This is a genomic window from Vibrio tarriae (assembly GCF_002216685.1).
Taxonomy (GTDB): Bacteria; Pseudomonadota; Gammaproteobacteria; order Enterobacterales; family Vibrionaceae; genus Vibrio; species Vibrio tarriae.
This window is the reverse complement of the sequence record NZ_CP022353.1, coordinates 1,541,674-1,562,493: the sequence shown is the minus strand read 5'-3', so window position 1 is coordinate 1,562,493 and position 20,820 is coordinate 1,541,674. Positions and strand designations below refer to the sequence as shown.

General features: G+C 48.2%; 16 protein-coding genes and 1 pseudogene. 7 read left to right on the top strand and 10 right to left on the bottom strand.

Annotation, left to right across the window (positions count from 1 at the left end; genetic code table 11):
* Positions 1–4 precede the first annotated feature (4 nt).
* Complete coding sequence (locus tag CEQ48_RS12775) at positions 5–466, top strand: methyltransferase family protein (protein ID WP_089071507.1); 462 nt, start codon at positions 5–7, stop codon at positions 464–466.
* 171 nt (positions 467–637) lie between these two features.
* Entirely contained in the window at positions 638–2,284 is a 1,647-nt protein-coding gene (locus CEQ48_RS12770; protein ID WP_089071506.1) for a trypsin-like serine protease, read from the top strand.
* Positions 2,285–2,358: 74 nt separating this feature from the next.
* Here CEQ48_RS12770 and CEQ48_RS12765 read toward each other — a convergent pair whose 3' ends face one another.
* From CEQ48_RS12765 to yeiP, 9 genes are all read right to left on the bottom strand, one after another.
* Positions 2,359–3,084: a DUF3581 domain-containing protein gene (locus CEQ48_RS12765; protein WP_089071505.1), complete on the bottom strand. Its 726-nt coding sequence runs from the start codon at positions 3,082–3,084 to the stop codon at positions 2,359–2,361.
* 148 nt (positions 3,085–3,232) lie between these two features.
* A complete protein-coding gene (hutH, locus tag CEQ48_RS12760) occupies positions 3,233–4,768 on the bottom strand; it encodes a histidine ammonia-lyase (protein ID WP_089071504.1) in 1,536 nt (511 codons plus the stop codon).
* 11 nt (positions 4,769–4,779) lie between these two features.
* A complete protein-coding gene (hutU, locus tag CEQ48_RS12755) occupies positions 4,780–6,477 on the bottom strand; it encodes a urocanate hydratase (RefSeq protein ID WP_089071503.1) in 1,698 nt (565 codons plus the stop codon).
* Positions 6,478–6,495: 18 nt separating this feature from the next.
* Positions 6,496–7,518 (bottom strand): formimidoylglutamase, encoded by a 1,023-nt coding sequence (gene hutG / locus CEQ48_RS12750; RefSeq protein WP_089071502.1) that lies wholly within the window; start codon positions 7,516–7,518, stop codon positions 6,496–6,498.
* Complete coding sequence (gene hutI / locus CEQ48_RS12745) at positions 7,508–8,716, bottom strand: imidazolonepropionase (protein WP_089071501.1); 1,209 nt, start codon at positions 8,714–8,716, stop codon at positions 7,508–7,510. The genes hutG and hutI overlap by 11 nt, the downstream gene beginning before the upstream one ends.
* Positions 8,717–8,819: 103 nt before the next feature.
* A complete protein-coding gene (gene hutC, locus CEQ48_RS12740; RefSeq protein ID WP_002043714.1) occupies positions 8,820–9,530 on the bottom strand; it encodes a histidine utilization transcriptional repressor HutC in 711 nt (236 codons plus the stop codon).
* A 116-nt stretch (positions 9,531–9,646) separates the two neighbouring features.
* Entirely contained in the window at positions 9,647–10,594 is a 948-nt protein-coding gene (locus tag CEQ48_RS12735; RefSeq protein ID WP_001211039.1) for a DUF3187 family protein, read from the bottom strand.
* A 138-nt stretch (positions 10,595–10,732) separates the two neighbouring features.
* The gene (locus tag CEQ48_RS12730; protein ID WP_000818866.1) at positions 10,733–11,053 is read right to left on the bottom strand and encodes an HI1450 family dsDNA-mimic protein; all 321 of its coding nucleotides are present in this window, start codon (positions 11,051–11,053) and stop codon (positions 10,733–10,735) included.
* 4 nt (positions 11,054–11,057) lie between these two features.
* Entirely contained in the window at positions 11,058–11,624 is a 567-nt protein-coding gene (yeiP, locus tag CEQ48_RS12725; RefSeq protein WP_001123591.1) for an elongation factor P-like protein YeiP, read from the bottom strand.
* Positions 11,625–11,842: 218 nt separating this feature from the next.
* Between yeiP and CEQ48_RS12720 the strand changes: the two are divergent.
* Both CEQ48_RS12720 and CEQ48_RS12715 read left to right on the top strand, forming a co-directional pair.
* Positions 11,843–12,611 (top strand): annotated as a pseudogene (locus tag CEQ48_RS12720) (nucleotidyltransferase domain-containing protein).
* 108 nt (positions 12,612–12,719) lie between these two features.
* Positions 12,720–14,819 carry a PTS sugar transporter subunit IIC/EAL domain-containing protein gene (locus tag CEQ48_RS12715; protein WP_198301145.1) on the top strand — a complete coding sequence of 700 codons (2,100 nt, stop codon included), beginning with the start codon at positions 12,720–12,722 and terminating at the stop codon, positions 14,817–14,819.
* Here the strand turns inward: CEQ48_RS12715 and CEQ48_RS12710 are convergent.
* Positions 14,791–17,154, bottom strand: coding sequence for a DNA polymerase II (locus tag CEQ48_RS12710; RefSeq protein WP_089071499.1), 2,364 nt, complete (start codon positions 17,152–17,154; stop codon positions 14,791–14,793). The genes CEQ48_RS12715 and CEQ48_RS12710 overlap by 29 nt on opposite strands.
* A gap of 375 nt (positions 17,155–17,529) precedes the next feature.
* Between CEQ48_RS12710 and uvrY the strand changes: the two genes are divergently transcribed.
* From uvrY to pgsA, 3 genes are read left to right on the top strand one after another with little or no spacing between them, the layout of a single operon-like run.
* On the top strand, positions 17,530–18,174 hold the full coding sequence (gene uvrY, locus CEQ48_RS12705) for a UvrY/SirA/GacA family response regulator transcription factor (RefSeq protein ID WP_089071498.1): 645 nt from the start codon (positions 17,530–17,532) through the stop codon (positions 18,172–18,174).
* Positions 18,174–20,006, top strand: coding sequence for an excinuclease ABC subunit UvrC (gene uvrC / locus CEQ48_RS12700; protein ID WP_089071497.1), 1,833 nt, complete (start codon positions 18,174–18,176; stop codon positions 20,004–20,006). The genes uvrY and uvrC overlap by 1 nt, the downstream gene beginning before the upstream one ends.
* A gap of 47 nt (positions 20,007–20,053) precedes the next feature.
* A complete protein-coding gene (gene pgsA / locus CEQ48_RS12695) occupies positions 20,054–20,611 on the top strand; it encodes a CDP-diacylglycerol--glycerol-3-phosphate 3-phosphatidyltransferase (protein WP_001211977.1) in 558 nt (185 codons plus the stop codon).
* Positions 20,612–20,820 lie beyond the last annotated feature (209 nt).

Here is a 20,820-nt window from a genome sequence, read left to right as displayed (position 1 = left end):
AATTATGACAAATTTAGAATTAAAGGTTCCTCCAGTCGCGGTTTTTCTGGTGGCCTTGGCGTTGATTCATCTCTCTTCCATTCTCTTTCCTACCTTAACTCTTGTGTTACCTTGGCCAAACTTAGTTATGGCGCTCTGTTTTTGCAGTTCAGGTTTTTGGGGTATTGCTGGTTTGCTGGAGTTTCGCCGTTTTAAAACCACGGTGAACCCCATGGCTCCGGATCTCGCGGCAACCGTGGTAGACAGTGGCGTTTTTGCACTTAGCCGTAACCCTATGTATCTCGGTTTACTGCTCCTGCTCTTTGGGCTTGCTTACTGGCAAGAAAACGCTCTCAGCTTAGTGATAGTCGGCGGCTTTGTGTTGTACATGAATCAATACCAAATTGAGCCTGAAGAGCGGATTTTAGAAGCCAAATTTGGCGAAGCCTATTCGCATTATAAACAAAGAGTTAGACGTTGGTTGTAAAAGATATCCCCTTCTTATTTGAAGCTGCAACGCCAAGTCTGGGGGTATGACTATTTAGGTTTCGGTCACAATCTAATAAGAATTAATTGCATTTCTTTTCATGAGATTGAATTTATTGGAATAATATATCGACGCAAAATAATATCCACAGTTAATTAGAAGGACTAGGTTGTGAAAAAGGCTTATACGTTGTTGGCGTGCTCTATCGCGTCAGTGTTTTTTTCTTCAATGATTCATGCTGAATCCACAGCGCAAGTGTCGCCACGTATTATCAATGGTTCTGATGCCACTTTAGGTGAATGGCCTTCGATTGTTGCTTTAGTAAAGCGTGGTCAAAATGCTCTCAATGGGCAGTTTTGTGGCGGGAGTTTCTTAGGTGAACGCTATGTGTTGACCGCTGCTCATTGTGTTGAATTTATGGACCCCACGGCTCTGGATGTCGTCATTGGGATCAATAATTTGAACAATGAAGCTAGTGAAGGTATTCGTGTTCCAGTACGTCGTATTTATGTTCATGAAGACTACCTCAATACTAACTTGGTCAATGATATCGCGATTTTGGAACTGGAGCGTGAAGTCTCAGCTCCTAAGATAGACATCGCTGATGCTGCAACTAGAACCTCTACTGCAGTAGGCGCTCGCTTGAGCGTTGCCGGTTGGGGGACGACTGCACCATCAGGTAGCGCTGTCTATCCTTCTGTGTTACAGAAAGTGGATGTCAACTTACAAGACCAAAAAGTTTGTTACGATGCGATGGGGTACTCGAATCCATCAGGGATATCTTCCGATCCCAATTCAAGCAACTTCTGTGCAGGAACAGCAAATAATCAAGATTCCTGTCGTGGCGATTCTGGCGGCCCAATTATTGTTGCGGATACTAGAGTGCAATTAGGTATTGTCAGTTGGGGTTCAATGGTATGTGCAATGAATGGGACTTATGGTCTGTATACCAATATTAGTCACTTTACTAACTGGATTACTCAAAAAACCAATGGTTTCAGCTATGAGCAATATGTTGATGAACGACAAATGCCATTAGCTCCATTTACTCGTACTTTTACCTACAATAACTTTGGCAACAACTCGATGATGTATTCTGGAGTTCGTATTAGCGACAATCCAAATTACCCAAGCCATTTAGTGTCGGTAGTATCGAATAGTTGTATCGGTCAAACGCTCAATTCTAATGAGAGTTGTGATATTACTCTCCAATTTTCTCCACAAGCTTACCAAACGTATCAATACGAAATGGATGTTGATTTTTCGGAAAATGGCGTGACTAGAACTGCCGATACGACGGTGAAATTTAAAACGATGAGAAGCGCAAATTCTGAGGTGATCAATGCACTTTCTGCATTACCTAAAACGGATGTTTTAAGTAGTGAGCAAGGCTGGAGTGTGGCTGGAAATGAGCTTAGATCTGGTGCTATCGGTGACTTACAACGGTCTGAACTGGTGATTAAAGGTATACCTCGTGGGACGATTTCCTTTAACTATCGAATTTCATCGGAAAGTACCGACATGCTAGAACTTTATCTGAATGGCGAATTCAGAGGCCGAGTTTCAGGTTACTCAGCCAGTAAGGTAAGCCTATCATTATTAAATACGAATAATATTGTCGAATTCCGTTATGTGAAGGATAACAGTTTCGCTTCAGGTGAAGATGCGGCGTTTATCTCTAATCTTCGTTATTCTTCTAGTGCATCGACAGTCAGTGAGACGACATCCGCCGTAACCACCTCTTCTTCTGGCGGTTCAATTGGTTGGTTTAGTTTGCTGCTTTTCGCCCCGTTGTGGATGAGACGGAAAACCGCGTGATTACCAATGCGAGATAAAAAATAACCCGCTGTGCGCGGGTTATTTTTTTGCATTAGATTTAGATGCTCTGCGAATTATGCCGCTTGCTCAATCTGGCTAAGGAAGGCTTCTTTGCGCTCATTGAAACGGTTGACGAGATCATCGATTTCCGCTTGGTCGTAAGGCTTTAAACCGCTGGCGACCATACGTTTTAGCCCTTTACCGACCACTTGTCCTTCATCTTTAAATACGAAGTTGAGTGTCACTAAGCCACGTTTGCCATCCACATCAAAAGTCGCGCCCGCAAACTCTACTTCTGGATGAGTGAGATCAAGGCGGGTAAATTCCACTTCCATCGATTCATAAATCACCAGTGGACGCTGGCAGTTGATCATCATCTGCTGCTCTTCCATCAGCGGCACCATGATGTGCGGGAAGTTCATGCCAGAAAACTGTACATAGCTGGTCACCACATGCTCAATAAAAGCAGGGTTGCGGTTGACTTCACCTTCACGTGACATGTGCAGATACTCTTTGCCGCTGGCATCCACGACTGCGCTTTCACGCTGACACTTATTTTCAATGTGCAGAGCAACGCCATCACTCACCATGCCAGAGAAATCAAAACGCATCTTTTGGCTAATGCCTTCTTTTTGCAACAGTACGGCAAACAGCAGATCGCCCGGTACGCAGAAGCGCTTGCTATCTTCGTCATGGATGGGGTTGAAATCACCCGCGACCAATTTTGCAAAGTGGCTAGCCTGTTGGCGAGTAAATTGAAATTGGTGCTGTTGATTTGAATGGTATGAAGTCAGGAACATGGTTATCGCTATCTCAACTAAACTGCGCGCATTATAGGACAGAATCTTGCGATGATTGGTCTATCCAGTGGAGATGTTCTTTTGCCACTTCAAGTGATTTAAGCATAAGAGCCCCGTAGGGCTCTTGAAATGTTGATTTGTCAGTCACTTAGTGCTGGCTTGGTAGCAGCTGTTCGGGCATTAAACGGTTGTGTACGGCAAGTTGCAGCAGAGCATTGGCTTTTTCGATATCCGGTGCAAAATAGCGGTCTTTATCGTAAAACGGTACTTTTTCACGCAGTATCTGCCTTGCTTCCTCAATGCGTGGTGAGGACTTCAATGGCGCACGAAAATCCAATCCTTGCGCGGCTGCAAGGTATTCCACCGCCAAAATACCACGAGTATTTTCGCCCATGTCACGCAGTCTGCGTGCGGCAAACGTCGCCATGGAAACGTGGTCTTCTTGGTTGGCTGAAGTGGGTAAACTGTCGACTGACGCAGGATGCGCGAGGGTTTTGTTCTCACTGGCTAAGGCAGCTGCCGTGACTTGCGCAATCATAAAGCCGGAATTAACCCCACCATTGTCGACCAAAAAGGGCGGTAGTTTGCTCAGCGCACTGTCAATCAGCAGTGCCATACGTCGCTCGGAGAGACTGCCAATTTCAGCAATCGCCAGCGCCAAGTTATCCGCTGCCATGGCCACAGGTTCAGCATGGAAGTTGCCGCCAGAGATGATGTCGCCATCCTCGGCAAAAACGAGTGGGTTATCAGAAACCGAGTTGGCTTCGACTTCCAACACCTCTGCTGCACTTCGAATTTGCTGCAAGCAAGCGCCCATCACTTGCGGTTGGCAGCGCAGAGAGTAAGGATCTTGCACTTTTTCACAATTGCTGTGGGATTGGCCAATTTCACTGCTGACATCCAGCAGGTGACGATACGCCGTTGCAGCATCCATTTGGGTTCGGTGCCCACGCACGCGGTGGATACGCGGATCGAAGGGGCGACGGCTGCCCAGCGCGGCTTCGACCGACATCGCACCGCACACGGTGGCGGAGGTAAACAGATCTTCAGCCACAAACAGTCCTTCGAGCGCAAACGCGGTCGAGGCTTGAGTGCCATTGAGTAGCGCGAGCCCTTCTTTAGGAGCGAGGGTAATTGGCTCAAGCCCCGCAATTTTCATCGCTTCCAGACCGGAGATGATTTTGCCGTTGTAACGTGCTTGGCCTTCGCCGAGCAACACTGTGCTCATGTGAGCCAGCGGCGCAAGATCGCCCGATGCGCCAACCGAGCCTTTTTTCGGTACGCAAGGATAAATCTGGTTATTGACGAGCTCGATCAAAGCTTGGATGACTTCAAGACGGATACCAGAATAGCCACGCGCCAAGCTGTTGATTTTAAGTAGCATCATCAAACGAACGGTTTCATCCGACATCAGCTCACCGATGCCCGCAGCATGAGAAAGCACGATGCTCTTTTGCAGCGTTTCCAAATCTTGCGGGGCAATTTTGGTGTTGGCGAGTAAACCAAAACCAGTATTGATACCGTAAACGGTACGTCCTTCGCTGATCACTTGTTCCACCACTTGGGCGCTTTCGGCAATCGCCGGAATCGCTTCCGGATCGAGGGATAACACCACGGGTGAGCGGCTCACTTGACGCAACTGTTTTAAGCTGAGTTGGCCGGGTTTGATCATCAGGTGCAACATGGTTTCTTTCCTCACTTGAGTTTGGCCAGCTCAGCGTTGAGCGTAGGTAAATCGAGCTTTTGCTGCTGCGCGCAGCGTTTGGCGATGTCATAGCCCGCATCGGCATGGCGCATCACGCCGGTCGCCGGATCATTATGCAGTACGCGGGCAATACGTTCGGCGGCATCATCACTGCCATCACAGCAAATCACCATGCCGGAATGTTGTGAGAAGCCCATGCCGACGCCACCACCGTGGTGCAGCGAAACCCAAGTAGCACCACCTGCGGTGTTGAGTAGCGCATTGAGTAGCGGCCAATCAGAGACCGCATCTGAACCATCGAGCATGCCTTCCGTTTCGCGGTTCGGGCTAGCGACTGAGCCTGAATCGAGGTGATCACGGCCAATCACGATTGGCGCTTTGAGTTCGCCATTTTTCACCATTTCGTTAAAAGCTAAGCCTAAGCGAGCGCGATCTTTTAAACCCACCCAGCAAATACGAGCCGGTAAACCTTGGAAGTGGATTCGCTCACTTGCCATATCCAGCCAGTTGTGCAGATGTGGGTTGTCAGGGATCAGCTCTTTGACTTTTTGATCGGTTTTGTAAATGTCTTCCGGATCGCCAGAGAGTGCCGCCCAGCGGAACGGTCCTATCCCTTCACAAAATAGGGGACGAATATAGGCCGGCACAAAACCGGGGAAATCGAACGCATTGGCAACACCTTCTTCCAGCGCCATTTGGCGAATGTTATTGCCATAGTCTAGCGTCGCAGCGCCGCGAGCTTGCAAATCAAGCATAGCGCGCACTTGGATCGCCATCGAAGCTTTGGCGGCTTTGACGACGTCGGCTTCATTTTGCTGACGCATCTGCGCGGCTTTTTCCATGCTCCAGCCGAGTGGTAAATAGCCGTTGAGTGGATCGTGTGCCGAGGTTTGATCCGTCACCACATCAGGCGTGATGTTGCGTTTGACTAATTCGGGGAAGACGTCAGCGGCATTACCCAGTAAGCCAACAGAAATTGGGCGATCGGTATCGGCGATCATTGCCAGCGCTTCATCAAGCGTGTTGGCTTTTTTGTCGACATAACCAGTGCGCAGACGATAGTCGATGCGCGATTCATCGCATTCCACCGCAATCATCGAGAATCCTGCCATCGTCGCCGCCAAAGGTTGCGCGCCGCCCATGCCGCCCAATCCGCCAGTCAAAACCCAACGGCCTTTGGCATCGCCGTTGAAATGCTTTTTCGCAACTGCGACAAACGTCTCGTAAGTGCCTTGCACTATGCCTTGCGAGCCAATGTAGATCCAAGAACCCGCCGTCATCTGGCCGTACATCATCAAGCCTTGTTTATCGAGCTCGTTGAAATGTTCCCAGTTTGCCCAGTGAGGCACCAAGTTGGAGTTGGCAATCAACACACGTGGCGCATTTTTGTGGGTGGGGAAAACCCCAACTGGTTTACCCGATTGCACCAGTAAAGTCTGGTCATCTTCGAGGCGCTCCAGCACTTCGACGATTTTATCAAAGCACTCCCAGTTACGCGCCGCGCGGCCAATGCCACCATACACCACCAGTGCATGAGGGTGTTCGGCCACATCGGGGTCGAGGTTATTCATCAGCATGCGAAGTGGGGCTTCAGTGAGCCAAGATTTGGCGCGCAGCTGTGTGCCACGAGGGGCGCGAATGGTGCGCTGAGTGTCCAGTCTTGTTCCTTGTGCAGATGACTGTGTCATGTTGAGACTCCTTTTGATTCACGGGTGACGGATGGATTGCACTTGTTCGGCCATGGCGTTAGCAATGTCCCAACACAAACGAGCGGCTAAGCGCGCCGTATGTTGATCGATATCGAAACTCGGGTTGTACTCGGCGATATCGGCAATCATCAGTTTGTTTTTGTTATGAAGAATTTGGTCGAAATAGGGGGCAAGCGCTTCTATGCTCACACCGCGCGCGGCAGGCGCACTGACGCCGGGCGCACTGGCCGCCGGAAACACGTCCAGATCAATGGTGAGATAGAGGTAATCACAATCATCAATAAAGTGTTGTAATTGAGTCAGGTGATCCTTGAGTGACAAAGGCGAAAACGCTTTATCTTCAACATACCAAACCCCTAGCTTATCTGCGCGTTCAAACAGCGCGGGCGTATTGCTGGCGCGGCTCACTCCCAAGCAGGCGTAATGAAAATCCCAACCTTGCTGCTGGCAAAAATGGTGGATTTGATTAAACGGCGTGCCTGAGCTTGGGCGTACTGGAACGAACGCTGTTTCAACCCCAGATTCAAACGCGCGCAAGTCAAAATGCGCATCAAAATTGATGATGCCGATCCGGGGTTGCTTTACGCCTGTTGCTAGAAAGTGTTGTGCCAAACCCTGAAAGGTTGCCCAAGCAATCTCGTGTCCGCCGCCGAGCACGATGGCCCGCGCGTGAGGCAGAGCCTGTTGAATCACTTGCGCGCATTCTTGCTGAGCTTGCTCTAATTCATCACCCTCACAACGAATGTTGCCCAAATCGTAAATGGGGGTGGGATGGTGCCACGCGAGATTGGCCAGCGCTTGCTTAATAAGGTTGGGCGCGTGCTTGGCTCCGGTGCGACCTTTGTTGCGTTGCACGCCCGCATCACACTCAAAACCGATCAACGCCACACCCGGATCTTGGTTCGCTAGCTCGCCCACTTGAATGGGACAAGCGATATAGTGCACACGACGCCCAGCTTGGCCATCTTCGACATCATGGCGGCCTTGCCAAGTGTGCTCTGTGGTGAAATTAGGATTCATAGCTTAGCTCTCCATTCACCATGCGAGCATGCAGGCGAGAAACGCCGACTTGATAGCTCAGCTCGGCGGGGTGATCGATATTCCAAATCGCTAAATCGGCATCGTAACCTTCTACGATTTGTCCACGATTTGCGGCGTAACCCAAGGCTTGCGCTGCATGGCAAGTGACACCGCGTAGCGCCTCTTCCGGTGTTAGGCCAAACAAGGTACAGCCCATATTCATCATCAATGACAGATCGGCAAACGGTGAGGTGCCGGGGTTTAAATCGGTGGATATCGCCATAGGTACGCGGTGTTGGCGCAGCCATTCAATCGGCGGCTTTTGTGTTTCGCGCAAAAAGTAGAATGCGCCGGGAAGTAAGGTCGCAACCGTGTTGTATTGCGCTAAAGCTTTCACGCCCGCTTCATCAAGATATTCGATATGGTCAACGGAGATCCCCCCCATGCGAGCGGTGAGTGCGCTGCCGCCTAAGTTGGAAAGCTGCTCAGTATGACCTTTGATTTGCAAGCCATGCGCTTGCGCAGCATGAAACACGCGTTCAGTTTGCGCCACGCTAAAGCCAATCGACTCACAAAACACATCCACGCTGGTGGCCAGTTGTTCTTCGGCAACCCGAGGAATGATCTTTTGGCAAATATGCGCGATATAGTCATCACTACGGCCTTGAAATTCAGGAGGCAGTGCGTGCGCGGCAAGTAATGTGGTGGTGATTTTTACGCGGCGATGCTGCTCCAGCGCTTTGGCGGCACGCAGCATTTTAAGTTCATCCTTGAGTGTTAAACCGTAGCCGGATTTCACTTCAACGGATGTCACACCGCTACGCAGTAGACCATCCAAACGCGGCAGCGCGAGTTCGATCAACGCTTCTTCACTGGCCTTACGAGTGGCATTCACGGTAGAAAGAATGCCGCCACCTTGGGCGGCGATGGTTTGGTAGGGCACACCTTGTAAACGCAGCTCGAATTCGTTGGCGCGGCTGCCGGCATAGATCAAGTGGGTGTGGCAATCAATCAATCCCGGTGTGACTAACTTGCCGGCACACGAGATAGGATGCGCATCGCTGGGAAGGTCAATATGTTGGCCTATGTGCTGAATGCGTCCCTGCTCAATGATGAGGGTTTGCGGCTCGGTTATCTGATAACCTTGCACGCCCGGTTGCATGGTTACTAAACGTGCTTCGGTCAACACACAATTCATCGCTTTCCATCCAGATATCGACATTTCAAATGTATATACAAATAAATAGTGGAAAGCGTAAAAGTTCGCAACTTGAATGTTGCGAAAATGTGATCATGTGGGGCTATTGGTTGAATAGAATTTTCGAGCTGAGTTTATAGCGCGAACCCGGATGATAGAGCAGGGCTGAGCTCACCAGCTTGTCACCACTCCAAGTACGGCGATTGAGTAGCAAGCAAGGTTCATTGGCCGTCAGCGCAAGTGCTTGTTTGACATGGGCATCTGCGATAATGGCTTCTACAGTATGCTCAATCGCGCTCAGTGGACAGTTTTGCGACAAATATTGGTTGGGCGTAATTTGGGTAAAATCTTGATCCAAATAGTGCGGTACCGAACGGCTGTTTACCCAGCGCACTTCCAGCTGCATCGGGATATCGTTAGCGTAGTGAATGATTTCACTGTAAAACACTGGGCTACCCACCATCACACCGAGCTTGATGGCGACAGCTTCATCGGCGCTTAGCGCACGCTGTTCAACCACTTTATTGTGATACTGCTTACCGCGACTGAGGATTTCATCCGCGATGTTGCGAATATCCAGCAAAGGCGATTCGGCTTTCTCTTCTGTCGCACAAACAAAGGTGCCTAAACGTGGGCGGCGCTGTAATTTTCCCTCACTGACCAGATCGCGCAGCGCTTTGTTGACCGTCATGCGGCTGACACCAAATTGCTCCGTTAACTCTAATTCAGTGGGGGTACGATAACCGACTGGCCAACGACCCGACTCGATGTTATCGAGCATAAATTGTTTGATTTGCAGATAGCGTGGAGACAAGTTTCAACTCTTTCAAAAAATCATTTGCATAGACAAATCATTTCTTTGAAATCGAAGTTTTGCAACTTTTTGTGTGTAAGTTGCCACATTGCGCAGATTTTACTGAGTGATAACGCCTACAAGCGATAGCGATAACTGATGTGCAGCGCAATATCCGTGCTGTTATCGGTGCTGAAGACGTTTTCAGTTAACGCAAGCTCCAAGGCGCTGGATGGCATTACGTAGCGATAACCCAGCACATATTCTGTTGCGGGTTTCTCAAGCTCCTTGGGGCTTTCCACTGTGCCTTGATAAAAATGAAAAGAGCTAAACAAGTGGTGCTTGGTATTGAGCTGGTACTCATAACCCGCTGCCAGAGTGAGGGTCGATTTTTTCGTTGGTAGCGTGCCTGTCGCACTATTGTGATGAACTACGCCGAGCAGGCCATAAATTCGATGCGCGTCCTGCTGATAGGTGTAGTTCAGTTGCAGTGCTTGCTCAAAACGGTTTAAGCGTAATAAGCCATTTTGGTTGTAATAGAGCGTAGCACCGAGTGAAAGACCATGCTGCTCGGAAGTGTGGATTTGGTACTGCGTGTAAACAGAAAAGGCGCTGCTGAGAGTGGAGCCAGAAAAGTCATCCCATGCAATCTTGTGCTCTGGAACGGCAATATGAAAACGGTGTTTATCAACACTATCACGCCCATTTTGATCCAGACCAAACAGGTCATGAAAGCCCATGGTCAGCGAATCCAACTGGTTATCCCACGCCTGACTAAACCGATAGCTCAGCTCCGCCTGCCAACGGGGTGCAAACTGCCATTTAAGACCTAAGGTGAACTGGTTTTGGTAAAAATCTCCCTCATAACCCGGACTATCACTCCAGATACTGGCAGCAGAAAATCCACCAAATAGCTCTTGGCTATCCAGCGGGAGTGAAAATCCGTCGCGTAGCTGTGGAGTAAGGGAATGGCTGGCGAGAGGCGCTTGGGCGTAATTGATGAATGGCCCGTAACGGTATTCGTTAGCCAGACTAGGAAAAGCCACCAGAGTACAAATAAGGCTAAGCAATGGGATGAATCGCATCGTCTAACTCACAGTTTGATTGCACTTGAGTTAAGTTTAGCGGAATTTTTTGTGATAAGGCTTGGGTTTATGTCTCAATCTAACATCTTGGAATGTCAATAAAGAGCAACGCCAGCTCGAAAGCTGGCGTTGAGAAGTTTAGTCACGCTTCCACAGCATATGGCAAAACTTCTGATCTGGGTCACGACTGATCAACATACGGGCGAACACATCGTCCAGCACATCATTTTCTTCGTTCACCAGACCAATGCGTACTTCGGCATAGATTTCTTTATCGACGTCGAAACCCACTTGGTCATCCCAGTCATCACCGACATCGACCAGCTCAGCCGCGCCGCGATCATCAAACTGCGCCGTGAACAGAATCACGTCAGCAGGTTCGAGGTTATCTGGCGCCATTTCCAAGAAAATGTCGTATGCGGTATCAATAGTGTCGTCGATAGAAATAAGCTCAGCCATAAGATTACGCTCGGTTCATGAATTTGCGTTCAGCAGTATTGATAACGATACGATCGCCCGTTGCAATGTACTCTGGAACTTGAACCACTAATCCAGTTGGCATACGCGCTGGTTTAGTACGAGAAGAGGCAGAAGCACCTTTGATTGATGGATCCGTCTCTTCAATCACCATTTCAACAGAAGATGGCAGTTCAATCGCAACCGCTTCACCGTCAACCAATACTACGCTCATGCCTTGAATTTCTTCAGTGATGAACAGCAGTTCGTCTTCGATTTCATCTTTCTTGAAGTTGTATGGGGTGTAGTCGTCATTGTTCATGAAGACATACTCATCGCCATCAATGTAAGAGAAAGAGATCGGACGTTTGTTCATTTCTACGGTATCCAGAACGTCATCAGATTTGTAACGCTCATCTACGCGTGCGCCTGTGTTTAGGTCAGTACAACGTAGTTTGTAGATTTTAGAACCGCCGCGACCACCAGGAGTGGTCACTTCGATATCTTTGATCAGCAGAGTCTTACCGTTAGAAATGATGGCAAAACCTTTTTTGAGTTCACTTGCCTTTGGCATGAAATATATCCTTCGTGTAAAAAGTGGCAGCATTATAACTAAAGGAAGGGGAGAAAAGGAATATCTCTCCCCCTGCTACGTGACGTGGTGCGTGCACCGTGGCTAAGAATTAAGGTTTGACTGATTGATTGCTCGCCAGTGAGGCAAGTCTGCTATTGATTGATGGTCACGCATCATAGAACATAAGGCCTGTGCAAATTAAGCGAGTATGGAGCGGTATGACTCTGCCGGTGATTGACCCCAAGCAACCTTTTCAACCTGAATATCAAAACGCGATTGCCGATTTGGTGCGCTTTTGGCGCGCAGGGGCAGGGCAGGCATTACACAGTATTTATCTCTACGGCAGCGTGGCACGAAAAACGGCCAAGCCGAATCGCTCCAACCTCGATGTCGTGGTAGTGACCTATGGCTCTTTTGAAGAAAACCGCGCGACGTTAATTAACACCATCCGTTGGCGTTTTCAAAAAAAGCTACCCGTGGATCACCGATGTCTCCTTTAAGATCGCAGCCGTTGAGGAAGTGGCGACCTTAGAGGCGATTTTTTCTTGGGGTTTCATGCTGCGCCACTGCTGTGTTTGTGTGTATGGCGATAATCTGGCCGAATGTTTTGGCCATTACGAGCCAAGCTGGGAAATTGCTAAGCATTGGAATATGGATGTAGGGGATTGGCTTGCCTATTACCGAGATAAAATTGCCAAAGCCGCAACCGAGCAAGAACAGATCATGGCTCAGCAGATGGTGGCCAAAAAGCTACTGCGTGCCAGCTATTCGCTGATTATGTACCGCGACAAGCAGTGGTTTGATGACCCTATCGAATGCGGTACCCATTTCCTACGCTATCACCCAGAGAAGCAGCTTGAAATTGACCGCCTTGGCTTGCTACTAAAACCCCGTGCAATTCCCAAACGCTCGGTGGTTGGTTTACTCGATAGTTTTGGCCCTTGGCTGGTGTCTCAATATCAAAAAACCGAGTTTCGAATTGGTTAGTCTTTTTTGAGAATAAGCAGTAAGTATAAGTTTTAACCGCTGAATCATTTATTGATAAAGAAATTAGTGTGCTAAGTTTTTAATACGCGTCACTTGAGCCTCTTTAGCATGCTGAGTTTTAATAAGTACTTACCCACGGTGAGAAAAAATGAGTTAACCAAGGTTTCTCAATACCTTGTTTCAGCGATGCATTCGATTCGTGAAGGGATGGTGTGGCTGATCCCGTGCTTAATGATCTCTTCCTTTGTCCTGTTTATTGCCAGCATGGGCGAGCTGTTTAGCGGTGGCCGTCCTGAATGGGTTTTGATTTTGTATCGCGCGAACCAAGTGATCGCCGAAACCTTTCCTTATTTGATGATGGCCACCATCTCATATCTACTGGCCATGCATTGGCATTTGCCACGTCCCCCGATTGCGCTATTGAGCATCATTTATTTGGTGGTCTCATCAGCTTCGGTGAGTGCCGAGAATAATTTGCCAACGTTTCAAATCATCACAGCACTGATCACACCGATTTATGCTATTCCGCTGATAGCTTGGTTGATGCGTTATCCGGTCTTACACTTAACCCACTCAAACAGTGCTGGCAGCATAGTACGTGAGTCACTCAATCTGGTGTTGCCTGCGGCACTGACGGCCATGGTTGTGGTGGGCATAAATTTAATTTTATTTGGCCCGATCACTCGTCAGATCTTTGCAAGCTTGATGCATTTTGATTATGCCAATGACCCTTATTCCTTCGGCTTAACATTCGCCAGCCTAAACTCGCTGCTTTGGTTTTTCGGCATCCACGGTTATTACGCTTTATTACCTTTAGTGGAATTATTGCAAGAAGCGAGTCGGCTGTCCGAGTCCTATTTTTTGATCGGTGAAACCGCCCCTTATCCAATGAATTTATCCTTTATGGGCACGTTTGTGTTTATCGGAGGCAGCGGTGCAACCTTTTCTTTAGCTTTAGCTATCCTATTGTTCGGAAAACAGAAAAACATTCGCTTGCTCGCGATTGCCAGTCTTCCGATCGGGCTGATTAATGTGAATGAGATTTTCCTATTTGGTTTGCCTCTGATCCTCAATCCGCGTTTATTCTTCCCCTTTCTCCTCGCACCTATGGTGAATGTGGTGGTATCACTCTGGGCGGTAGAGTCCGGTTGGGTCGCGTACCCGAGTGTTTCAGTGCCGTTCAATAGCCCGATTTTTCTCAATGCTTGGATTGCGACTAGCGGTGACTGGAATGGATTACTCTTGCAATTGGTCAATATTGTTCTTGGTTGTCTCTTATATTTGCCCTCGGTGCTGCGTCTTAATGAACAATATGGTCAGCAAACGATTCGAATTCCTTCGTTGGATACTATGTATACTCGCCGTCAAGAAGAGGCGGCTCATCTGCAAGATGATCCCATTGCGTTGGCGCAGAAACGGGAGCGTGAGCAGCTTAAAGTTGAACAGCAACTACAGATGATGAGCAGCAAAGAGTTCTGTTTGGAGTATCAACCGCAAGTTTGCCACCGAACAGGACAAGTGATTGGTTGTGAGGCATTAATTCGAGCCAAAGATCAACAAGATAACATTCTATCACCGGCAACCTTTTTACCCTCCCTTGCCAAAGCTGGGTTGATGAAGGAGATGGATTTATGGGTAGTGAAACAGGCTACGCGTGATGTTCGTAAACTAACGAATGTCGGAGTTTATGTGCCTGTCAGTATTAATCTGACGGCAGAAACCTTGATGGATTTGACTGTAATGGCTCAGATTGAAGAGATCATTCGCCCAGTGGCAGGATTAATTCATATTGAGCTGACGGAAGAGAGTTTACTGGCGGATGAACAGCGTTTGACTTGGGTGTTTAACCAACTTCATCAATTAGGCGTCAAAATTTACATTGATGATTTTGGTACCGGTTACTCTTCTCTCAGCTATCTGCACCGTTTTGATGTCGATGGCATCAAGATTGATCGCTCCTTTGTGCTGGCTTTGGCCTCTGAAAAAGGGCGCAAAGTGTTTGCAAATTTACAGCTCGTTGCTCATTCCCTTGAGCTGGAAACGATCGTCGAAGGGGTCGAAACCCAAGAGCAATTAGACGCGATGGGAGATGAATACCCATTCTCTGTACAAGGTTGGTTTTACAGTAAATCTCTGAATCGTGGTGATTTCGTCGAGTTTGTACAGCGTCGAAACGTTTCTAAAACAGTCCTAGTTGAGGCGCAATAAGCTCATCAAATTGTTTGCCAATAAAAGGCAAAATCGCATCTGCGACCGGTTTAAGCTGTTTATCGATGTAGTGCTGATAATCGATAGGGCTTTTGGAATACTCTTTCGGCTCAGGACCATTGATTGTAATCACATATTCAATCGTTCCGCGGTATTGGTATTGTAACGGTCGCCCAAGTTTGGCGTTAATGTCATCCGCCATTCTGGCCGCGCGTACTTGCGGCGGCACATTCTTTTGGTACTCATGTAACCGTCGGCGCAAACGCTTTTGATACACCAACTGCTCATCCAGTTGGCCTGCCAATGTCTGTTCTACGATAGTGCGAATATAGGACTCCGGATCCTGTCTGTGGAATATCAATTGATACAACTGATATTGAAAACGTTGCGCGAGCGGTGTCCAGTCGGTGCGTGCGCTTTCCAAACCTTTAAAAATCAGTTGCTCATTGTCACCATCCCCTTTTAAACCCGCATAGCGTTTTTTGGAGCCCGTTTCCGAACCGCGAATGGTCGGCATTAAAAAACGGCGATAGTGGGTTTCGTATTCCAGCTCTAAAATCGATGTCAGCGCATACTCTTGTTGAAGATGCGTTGTCCACCATTGGTTGATTTCGCGGACCAAAGCGTGACCAATGTTATCCGCTTCTTGCTGAGAGTATTGCCCACCGAGTGCGACAAACGTTGAATCCGTATCGCCATAGATCACTTGATAACCGCGCGCTTCAATCAACCGTTTTGTTTGGATCATGATTTCATGGCCGCGCATGGTAATGCTCGATGCCAATCGCGCATCGAAAAAGCGGCAGCCTGATGATCCGAGTACGCCATAGAACGAGTTCATGATGATTTTGATCGCTTGCGAAAAAGCCTTTTCTTGGTTGCGTTTGGCTTCATCGCGCGCTGCCCATAGCTTTTCGATCATCTCAGGTAAAAAGTGTTTGGTGCGATGAAATTGACCACCGCGAAATCCCGGAACCGCGTGATCGGCTTGTTTGCCTATCGGCAGTTTTAATCCTTCAATCAGCCCAAGTGGATCAATCAAAAACGAGCGAATAATCGAAGGGTAGAGGCTTTTAAAGTCGAGCACGAGTACCGAGTCATACAGCCCCGGAATCGAATCCATCACATAACCACCAGGGCTGGCAACCCAGTTTTCTGGCTGCAAATTGGGAGCAACATACCCTGCGCGGTGCAGTTGTGGTAGATAGAGATTGGTGAATGCGGCCACGGAGCCACCAATGCGATCTAACTCGACACCCGTTAAACGTGAACGCTGAATGGCGAAATCGAGCAGATGAGTGGCCGCAAAAATCTTATTCACTAATACGCAGTCTTGCAGGTTGTAGCGAGCGAGTGAGGGCTTATCGTGGCGAAACATCTGGTTAATTTCATCCATCCGATCATGTACGTTATGAATCGCTTTTCCTTCGCCGAGCAGCTCTTGCGAGACCGACTCCAAAGACCATGAACGAAAATGGTAAGTCGCGGTTTTTAACGTATCGATACCATCGAGCACCACACGCCCGGGAATACTGATAAAACCCTGCTGCGTTTGGCTCGCCGTACGGAAAAAGCTCGGTTGCTGAGCTCGGCCAATGGTGAGTTTCAGTTTGTGGAATTCCGCGCGTTTGTGCAGCAGCCGAAAATCGAAATCCACCACGCTCCAACCAATAATCACATCAGGATCAAACTGCTCAAACCATGCAATGAGCGCTTTGAGTAACTGGTATTCATCCTCGACCCATTGAATCGGCGTTTCTGCAGGCTCCGGCTGACCAACCATAATCACTCGGCTGTCCATCGGGCTATCCAAACCAATCGAGTAGAGCAGCCCTTTTTCGGAGCATTCGATGTCTAGCGACACCATATTCAGCGCCGGCAGGTAATCACCTTGGCGACATTTGGCTTGCTGAACTTGGCGATAATGGCCGAAATCGGTGATCTGACCAGTAAATTCGATGCTACCTTGGATAAAGCGTTCCATCAGAAAACGGTCAGCCAAACGAATATCCGCCTCTAAGGTCAACATGTCCGCTTGAGCGAGTTTCTCCGCTAAGATTTGGCTATCGCGAATTGTATTGCAGTAGCAAGCGGCGAGGGGATGGCCTGCAAAGCTACGTAATGACAGAGGCGCTAATGAGGGCGTTATTGATAATTCTGCGGCAATTCGCATCACTTCTTGGCTAGCTGATTGTTCAATAAAAAAAACCGGACGCTCACCGCGTATGATCAGTTGTGTTGGGCCTGAAGGTGTCGCGAGCCAAAGTTCAATTTGGGTTTGTCCAGCCACATCACGAGCGTGACGCGTTAATACAAACCCTTGTTCAATCTTCAATCTGGCCCACCTTTTTCAACACTCATACATTTTTGCGCTGGCACATTATACTGATAGTGAAGCTGATTACATCGCATTGTGGCATCACAAGCAGGAGTAGGCGAGCACCTAGGTGATTGCGACGCAAAAGTAGGCCAAAAATTACGGTTTATATTCACCAAACCTTTCAATTAGGCGAATATAATTTTTATTAACTTATTGATTTTTATGTGCCACATGTGCGATTCGACACTTTGAAAAATAAGTGCTTGCTAAAGTGTAGGTTTCAGATCATATTCACGGGAGAAAAGTTGCCCGCGTTGGTTTGGGGTAGCTTCGCTGTAATCCACTGTCTCGGTGGGTGCAGAGCCAATAGATAAGTGTGGAGATACAAGTTTGATTAGTGTTTTCCTTGTAGATGATCACGAGCTGGTTCGCACAGGGATACGACGTATTATTGAAGACGTCCGTGGAATGAAAGTAGCAGGGGAAGCTGACAGCGGTGAAGAAGCAGTAAAATGGTGCCGTACTAACCATGCGGATGTCATTTTAATGGATATGAACATGCCGGGTATTGGTGGCTTGGAAGCAACCAAGAAGCTGTTGCGTGTTAATCCGGACATTAAAATTATCGTATTGACGGTACATACCGAAAATCCGTTCCCAACCAAAGTGATGCAAGCGGGTGCCGCAGGTTATCTCACGAAGGGCGCGGCACCGGATGAAATGGTCAATGCGATCCGTATCGTTCACAGCGGTCAGCGTTACATTTCTCCAGAAATTGCGCAGCAAATGGCGTTGAGCCAGTTTTCGCCCGCCTCTGAAAATCCTTTTGCTGATCTCTCCGAGCGTGAATTGCAGATCATGTTAATGATCACCAAAGGTCAGAAGGTGACGGACATTTCCGAACAGCTCAATTTGAGCCCGAAAACCGTCAACAGCTACCGCTACCGTTTGTTCGCCAAGCTGAATATCAACGGTGATGTGGAATTAACCCACTTAGCTATCCGACACGGGATCTTAGATACTGAGAAGTTATAGTGTCGACACAGTTTGATTCTGCCCCTTTTCTTAAGACAGTCACCAACCAGCCCGGTGTATACCGAATGTATAACGCTGAGGCTGAAGTGATTTATGTCGGCAAAGCCAAAGACCTCAAAAAGCGTCTAACCAGCTATTTTCGCAAGAATCTCGACAGCGAAAAAACCAAAGCTCTCGTCAGCAACATCGCCAAGATTGACGTGACGGTCACCCACACCGAAACGGAAGCGTTGATCCTTGAGCACAATTACATCAAGCAGTATCTGCCTAAGTACAACGTGCTGCTGCGTGATGATAAGTCTTATCCCTACATCTTCTTAAGTGCGCACAAACACCCACGACTGTCCTCACATCGTGGTGCCAAAAAACGTCGTGGTGAATATTTCGGGCCTTATCCGGATTCGGGTGCAGTGCGTGAAACTCTGCATTTGATTCAAAAGATATTCCCAGTTCGCCAGTGTGAAGATACGGTGTACAGCAACCGTACTCGTCCTTGCTTGATGTATCAGATTGGGCGTTGTGCCGGACCTTGTGTTAAAGGGTTAATTTCTGACCAAGGCTATCAAGAGATCGTCCATTACTTGCGCCTTTTTCTGCAAGGTAAAGACAATCAAGTGTTGTCGATTTTGGTTGAGAAAATGGAGCAGGCGAGCCGTGAGCTGCGTTTTGAAGATGCCGCCAAAGCGCGTGACCAAATTCAAGCCATTCGCCGCGTACAAGAGCAGCAGTTTGTGTCGGATGACAGTTTGGAAGACATAGATGTGCTCGGTTTTGCGCAAGAAAATGGCATTGCTTGCATCCATATTTTGATGATCCGCCAAGGCAAAGTGCTCGGCAGTCGTAGCCATTTCCCGAAAATTCCAAGTGACACCTCGCAGGTCGAAGTGTTTGAGAGCTTTTTAAGCCAATATTATTTGAGTCACAGTGAAGCTCGCAGTATTCCGGCACGGATTATTTTAAATCGAGGATTGACCGAAGAAACCGAGGCGCTACAAACCGCGATCAGTGAACTTGCAGGGCGCAAAGTCACTTTCCATGTCAATCCCACCGGCACGCGAGGTCGTTATCTGAAACTCGCCAATACCAACGCGCTGACGGCGATCACGACTAAGATTAATCACAAGATGACCATCAGTCAGCGCTTCAAAGCCCTGCAAGAAGAGCTCGGAATGGATGCGATTACCCGCATGGAGTGTTTTGATATCTCGCATACCATGGGCGAAAGCACTATCGCCTCCTGTGTGGTGTTTAACCAAGAAGGACCGCTAAAGCAAGAGTATCGGCGTTACAACATCACGGGCATCACCGGTGGGGATGATTACGCGGCGATGGCGCAAGTGTTGGAACGTCGCTACAGCAAGCAGCTCGATAGCAGCAAGATCCCCGACATTATTTTCATTGATGGTGGTAAAGGGCAGCTCAATCGTGCCTATGAGATCATTTCGTCCTGCTGGCAAGATTGGCCTAAGTACCCAAAAATCATTGGTATAGCCAAAGGTGTGACGCGTAAACCCGGTTTGGAAACGCTGATCACCATTGATGGTGACGAGTTCCATCTGCCGAGTGATGCGCCTGCGTTGCACTTAATTCAACACATTCGGGATGAAAGCCATAACCACGCGATTGCAGGACACCGAGCGCAGCGCGGAAAAACTCGCCGTACTAGTACGCTTGAGGGTATCGAAGGGGTCGGGCCGAAACGGCGTCAAGCCTTGCTGAAATATCTGGGTGGTATGCAGGAGTTAAAACGCGCTTCTGTTGAAGAAATCGCCAAAGTGCCGGGCATCAGCCACGCATTGGCAGAAAACATTTATCAAGCATTGAAACAATAAGAAAAATACAGCAACATTAACGCGCCATCGAAAAGAGCCTATACATTATGCGTTTCAACATTCCTAACCTTCTCTCCTTGCTCAGATTATTTCTGATCCCCGTGTTTGTGGTGACCTTTTATCTCCCTTTTGAATGGGCTCCCTTTGTTGCCGCTATGGTATTTTGGGTCGCTGGATTCACTGATTGGTTAGATGGAATGTTGGCGCGAAAATTAGGCCAAACCTCGCGTTTTGGCGCGTTTATTGACCCAGTGGCCGATAAAGTGTTGGTAGCTACGGCGCTGATTTTGATCACCGAACATTATCACAGTATCTGGATCACCATTCCTGCGGTGACCATGATCGCTCGCGAAATCATCATTTCAGCACTGCGTGAGTGGATGGCAGAAATTGGCAAACGAGCCAGTGTCGCGGTGTCATGGGTTGGCAAAGTAAAAACTCTGACTCAAATGTTTGCGCTGTGGGTACTGATCTGGCGTTATGACGACTGGATGATTTGGCTTGGCTACATTTCTATCTATGTGGCGACTGTGCTGACCTATTGGTCAATGGTGCAATATTTGGCGGCGGCCAAAGACGACTTACTGAATGAAGAACATCATTAGAAAACGGGCGAAAGCCCGTTTTTTTATCGTTGCGCGATAGGCGAGTAAAACAAAAAAGTGAAGCTTGGGATCCAGTTATCTCTATAAAAATCCGGTGTTTTTTGCTAACAAAGTGAGCAAATATCGCGTTTTTGCACGTTAAATAGTCAAACGATTAGAAAGGCAAAAAAATTGTGTTGACTCAATAACTCGAATGCGTAGAATGCATT

What these genes read in the sequence shown, in the direction of transcription:
- CEQ48_RS12775 (WP_089071507.1), top strand. Translation starts at nt 5, where the DNA reads ATGACAAATTTAGAATTAAAGGTTCCTCCAGTCGCGGTTTTTCTGGTG.
- CEQ48_RS12765 (WP_089071505.1), bottom strand. Translation starts at nt 3,084, where the DNA reads ATGTTCCTGACTTCATACCATTCAAATCAACAGCACCAATTTCAATTT.
- hutH (WP_089071504.1), bottom strand. Translation starts at nt 4,768, where the DNA reads ATGTTGCACCTGATGATCAAACCCGGCCAACTCAGCTTAAAACAGTTG.
- hutU (WP_089071503.1), bottom strand. Translation starts at nt 6,477, where the DNA reads ATGACACAGTCATCTGCACAAGGAACAAGACTGGACACTCAGCGCACC.
- hutG (WP_089071502.1), bottom strand. Translation starts at nt 7,518, where the DNA reads ATGAATCCTAATTTCACCACAGAGCACACTTGGCAAGGCCGCCATGAT.
- hutI (WP_089071501.1), bottom strand. Translation starts at nt 8,716, where the DNA reads ATGAATTGTGTGTTGACCGAAGCACGTTTAGTAACCATGCAACCGGGC.
- CEQ48_RS12735 (WP_001211039.1), bottom strand. Translation starts at nt 10,594, where the DNA reads ATGCGATTCATCCCATTGCTTAGCCTTATTTGTACTCTGGTGGCTTTT.
- CEQ48_RS12730 (WP_000818866.1), bottom strand. Translation starts at nt 11,053, where the DNA reads ATGGCTGAGCTTATTTCTATCGACGACACTATTGATACCGCATACGAC.
- yeiP (WP_001123591.1), bottom strand. Translation starts at nt 11,624, where the DNA reads ATGCCAAAGGCAAGTGAACTCAAAAAAGGTTTTGCCATCATTTCTAAC.
- CEQ48_RS12715 (WP_198301145.1), top strand. Translation starts at nt 12,720, where the DNA reads ATGCTGAGTTTTAATAAGTACTTACCCACGGTGAGAAAAAATGAGTTA.
- pgsA (WP_001211977.1), top strand. Translation starts at nt 20,054, where the DNA reads ATGCGTTTCAACATTCCTAACCTTCTCTCCTTGCTCAGATTATTTCTG.